Here is a 2,500-nt window from a genome sequence, read left to right as displayed (position 1 = left end):
CCCCGGGGGGTAGAGCACTGGATGGGTAATGGGGCCCCACAGGCTTACTGATCCTAACCAAACTCCGAATACCCGGGAGTACTAGATGGCAGACACACTGCGGATGCTAACGTCCGTAGTGGAGAGGGAAACAACCCTGACCTACGACTAAGGCCCCCAATTCATGGCTAAGTGGGAAAGCAGGTGGGACGACCAAAACAACCAGGAGGTTGGCTTAGAAGCAGCCATCCTTTAAAGATAGCGTAACAGCTCACTGGTCTAAATAAGTTGTCCTGCGGCGAAGATGTAACGGGGCTCAAGCCATGAGCCGAAGTCTAGGGATGCGTAAGCATCGGTAGCAGAGCGTAGTGTGACATAGAACTCATCCTGTATTGCCGCCGGTTATACGGCGCGGGCAACCGCGCTCAAGTAGCCGAATAGGCGGTAGCGCAGGATAGAGTTCTTTCGATGAAGCCGGGGCGTGAGCCATCCGGTGGAGAGATCACTAGTGAGAATGATGACATGAGTAGCGACAAAGAGTGTGAGAGACACTCTCGCCGAAAGTCCAAGGGTTCCTGCTTAAAGCTAATCTGAGCAGGGTAAGCCGGCCCCTAAGCCGAGGCCGAAAGGCGTAGGCGATGGGAACTAGGTTAATATTCCTAGGCCAGGAGGATGTGACGGATCACGGATGTAGTTCAATCTTATCGGATTGATTGGGCTGCTGAGTGGTTCCTGGAAATAGCCCTCCATCAGACCGTACCCTAAACCGACACAGGTGGACTGGTAGAGCATACCAAGGCGCTTGAGAGAACGATGTTGAAGGAACTCGGCAAAATACCTCCGTAAGTTCGCGAGAAGGAGGCCCGGTTCCTAGGCAACTAGGGGCTGGGGGCACAAACCAGGGGGTGGCGACTGTTTATTAAAAACACAGGGCTCTGCGAAGTCGCAAGACGACGTATAGGGTCTGACGCCTGCCCGGTGCCTGAAGGTTAAAAGGAGAGGTGAGAGCCTTGAATTGAAGCCCAGGTAAACGGCGGCCGTAACTATAACGGTCCTAAGGTAGCGAAATTCCTTGTCGGGTAAGTTCCGACCTGCACGAATGGCGTAACGACTTCCCCGCTGTCTCCAACATCGACTCAGCGAAATTGAATTGCCTGTCAAGATGCAGGCTTCCCGCGGTTAGACGGAAAGACCCCGTGCACCTTTACTACAGCTTCGCACTGGCATCAGGATTGTGATGTGCAGGATAGGTGGTAGGCTTTGAAGCGGAAACGCAAGTATCCGTGGAGCCTCCCTTGAGATACCACCCTTCGCACTCTTGATGTCTAACCGCGGTCCGTTATCCGGATCCGGGACCCTGCGTGGCGGGTAGTTTGACTGGGGCGGTCGCCTCCTAAAGCGTAACGGAGGCGCGCGAAGGTTGGCTCAGAGCGGTCGGAAATCGCTCGTTGAGTGCAATGGCAGAAGCCAGCCTGACTGCGAGACTGACAAGTCGAGCAGAGTCGAAAGACGGCCATAGTGATCCGGTGGTCCCGAGTGGAAGGGCCATCGCTCAACGGATAAAAGGTACGCCGGGGATAACAGGCTGATACTGCCCAAGAGTCCATATCGACGGCAGTGTTTGGCACCTCGATGTCGGCTCATCTCATCCTGGGGCTGGAGCAGGTCCCAAGGGTACGGCTGTTCGCCGTTTAAAGAGGTACGTGAGCTGGGTTTAGAACGTCGTGAGACAGTTCGGTCCCTATCTGCCGTGGGTGTAGGAGACTTGAGAGGAGTTGCCCCTAGTACGAGAGGACCGGGGTGAACGATCCACTGGTGGACCAGTTGTCGTGCCAACGGCAGTGCTGGGTAGCTATGATCGGACAGGATAACCGCTGAAGGCATCTAAGCGGGAAGCCCCCCTCAAAACAAGGTCTCCCTGAGGGCCGTGGAAGACCACCACGTCAATAGGCCGGAGATGTAAGCGCAGTAATGCGTTCAGTTGACCGGTACTAATCGCCCGATAGGCTTGATTTGATCCAGTAATGGAAAGACAAATCACCAAAAGCATACACACCTTGACCAAGGACAGCGTCGCAGCACCTAGCCGCGATGTTGATTGATAAACACAACCGTGCGGGAACGCGCCTTTTGTAAACAAAAGGCGCTGCCTCCCGCGCGTCGCGCTTTGCCTAAGGCAAAGACGCGACGTGGGCTTTTCCTCGGTTTGGTGGTCATAGCGCAAGTGAAACACCCGGTCCCATCCCGAACCCGGAAGTTAAGCACTGCCGCGCCAATGGTACTTGGGCTTAAGCCCCGGGAGAGTAGGTCACCGCCAAACCTAGCAAAAGCCCAACATTCTCTCTAAACGATCACACAAACACGACCCGGCCTCAAACAGCGTAAGCGATAGGCCAACAATCGGTCTCAAGTAGCCGAATAGGCGGTAGACCAAACCAAAGTGTCGCGGGATGGAGCAGCCCGGTAGCTCGTCAGGCTCATAACCTGAAGGTCGTAGGTTCAAATCCTACTCCCGCAACCA

Annotated in this window: 1 tRNA gene and 2 rRNA genes (1 of these 3 cut by a window edge); all 3 read left to right on the top strand. The window is 55.1% G+C overall.

The annotated features are described in order from the left end of the window. A 23S ribosomal RNA gene (locus J7394_RS22650) occupies positions 1-1,995 on the top strand (it extends 871 nt beyond the left edge of the window). Positions 1,996-2,184: 189 nt separating this feature from the next. Continuing rightward, positions 2,185-2,299 (top strand): 5S ribosomal RNA (rrf, locus tag J7394_RS22645). 124 nt (positions 2,300-2,423) lie between these two features. Further along, positions 2,424-2,500, top strand: a tRNA-Met gene (locus J7394_RS22640).

Origin of the sequence: Ruegeria sp. R13_0 (assembly GCF_017743995.1) — a bacterium.
In the GTDB taxonomy this organism is placed as follows: domain Bacteria; phylum Pseudomonadota; class Alphaproteobacteria; order Rhodobacterales; family Rhodobacteraceae; genus Ruegeria.
Note: the sequence above shows the minus strand (reverse complement) of the source record. Positions and strands in the feature narration are given on the sequence as shown.